1 protein-coding gene is annotated in these 2131 nt (G+C 61.2%); it reads right to left on the bottom strand.

What is annotated here, in order from left to right; genetic code table 11:
• The coding region (locus tag DLM46_RS38810) for a YadA family autotransporter adhesin (RefSeq protein WP_482811938.1) at positions 1-2131 on the bottom strand (2131 nt) is incomplete at both ends.

Below are 2131 nucleotides of genomic sequence, written 5' to 3'. Positions count from 1 at the left end.
CATTCGTCTGGCCGCGAGAGCCGAGCGCCAACGAATCAGCGCCTTGTGAATTAGCCTGGTAGCCAATCGCGACACCATTGTCGGCGTAGTTGGAAGTCGTCGCGCCGGATCCAATGACTGTCGTGTTCAAAGCCAGAGCTCCTGCTCTGGTGCCGACGGCGGTAGAGCCGGCACGCGCCGTTACAGCACCGGCACCGACGGCCAGCGAACCTTCGCCCAGTGCAGTCGTCGTAGGACCAATCGCCATCGCGTCTAGCGCGTTATCCGTAGACGTCGTAGTACCCACGGTGACATTTGAACTTACCGCGATGTAGCTGGTAACCGGCGCTGCTGCGAGAAGCAGCGACTTCACGCCGCTCGGCTGCTGCGCAAGCTGCCGTGACACCGAAGTCTGCAACGCCTTCAGTTGACCGAAGGTTGCCACGTCAGTGTCCGTTACGCCGTCTGCGACGTTCATGATACGACGCTCCGCGCCCTTCGCGCCGACCGAAATCGTGTTCGCCACGCTAGTGGAGGAGTTCGAACCAATCGCCACCGAATCTGCGAACGCTGAGCGAGCGCCCGATCCCAAGGCCAACGTATTCTTCGCAGCCGCGTACGCTCCGCCGCCGATCGCCACCGCTTCGCCGCCAGTCGCAAGCGCCGCAGACGACGCCGACACCACCTTGATGTACTTGGTGGTATCACTGATCGTGTTGTTGATGGTGCTGACCGTACTGTCTACACCGGCAAGCGCCGCGCCGACATCCGTATACGTCCCGCTGCTGAGCTTGTAGCTCGGAAGCGTCACCGTGCCGCTCGGGCTCACGCTTGAACCACCGCCCAGCGCGGTCGCCACACTGTTTGCCGTACTGTACAGCTGCGCACCATTCACCGCGTCACTGCTGGTCGAGGTGACCGCGCCGTTGGCGAGGTTCGTCAACAGCACAACGGGGGGCGTAGTCGAGCCAGCACCGCCCAGCGTGATCTTGTTGTGCGTCGCAGAGTCGTACTGCACTGCGTTAGCCGAAGCCGTACCGGAGACCGCGGTCACAGCTGCCTGCAACTGGCTCACGTTCACTGCGTCGGTCGCTGCTGCACCGGCCGCTACGTTCGTTAAACGACGTTCATTGCCAGCCGAACCCACCGATACTTCGCCTGCCGGCGTCGTTCCAGACAGAGTGCCGCTTGCCGCCAGATACGCTGCCGCAGACAGATTGGACACCGTTGTCGAGTTCGCGCCCAACGCCACCGAGTTGTTTGCCGTCGCCTTTGCGTTCCCGCCGATCGCGACCGCATCCGTACCGGTTGCGGACGAATCCGCCAGCGTCGAATTGGCGTGGAAATACTTGACGCCGCCACCGCCGGTGATGTTATTCACCGTGTTGGTCACGTTCATCACGTTCTGGTTCGTCGCGTACAGCTGCGTGCCGTTGATCGCGTCCGTACTCGTCGCCGACAGCGTACCGGCAGTGAGGCCGGTAATCTTCGTCGAGCCGCTTGCGCCCTTCAACGTGATCGTGTTCTTCGTCGTGTTGTCGTACGACACAAAAGCGTTCGTAATATTGCCACTTGAGTCGACGTTGGCGCCCACAGCCTGCAGCTGCGCCAGGTTCACCGCGTCCGTGGATTGCGTACCTGCTGCCACGTCGGTGATCTGTCGCGAACCCACGTCAACCGTGTTGGCGCGGCTGGCCGACGAGTTTGCACCCAACGCCACCGAATTACTTGCCGTCGCCTTCGCATTGCCGCCAATCGCCACGGCGTCGCTTCCCGTTGCCGACGAATCGGTCAAGGTCGAATTGACGTGGAAATACTTGACGCCAGTGCCGCCATTGGTGATGTTATTGACGATGTTGGCAAGGTTCGTCACATTGCCCGCGACGTTCGCCACAGTCTGATTCGTCTGGTACAACTGAGCACCATTGACTGCATCCGTGCTCGATGCCGACAGTGTGCCGTCGTTGAGACCCGTGATCTTCGTCGAACCGTTTGCGCCCTTCAGCGTGATCGTGTTCTTCGACGTGTCGTCATAGGCAACGAATGCGCCCGTCACATTGCCGCTGCTGTCGATGTTCGCGCCTATTGCTTTCAACTGCTGCACGTTCACCGCGTCGTTGTTCGCCTTGCCGTCCGCCACGTTGGCCAGCGT

Source organism: Paraburkholderia lacunae (assembly GCF_003353175.1).
In the GTDB taxonomy this organism is placed as follows: Bacteria; Pseudomonadota; Gammaproteobacteria; order Burkholderiales; family Burkholderiaceae; genus Paraburkholderia; species Paraburkholderia lacunae.
Note: the sequence above shows the minus strand (reverse complement) of the source record. Positions and strands in the feature narration are given on the sequence as shown.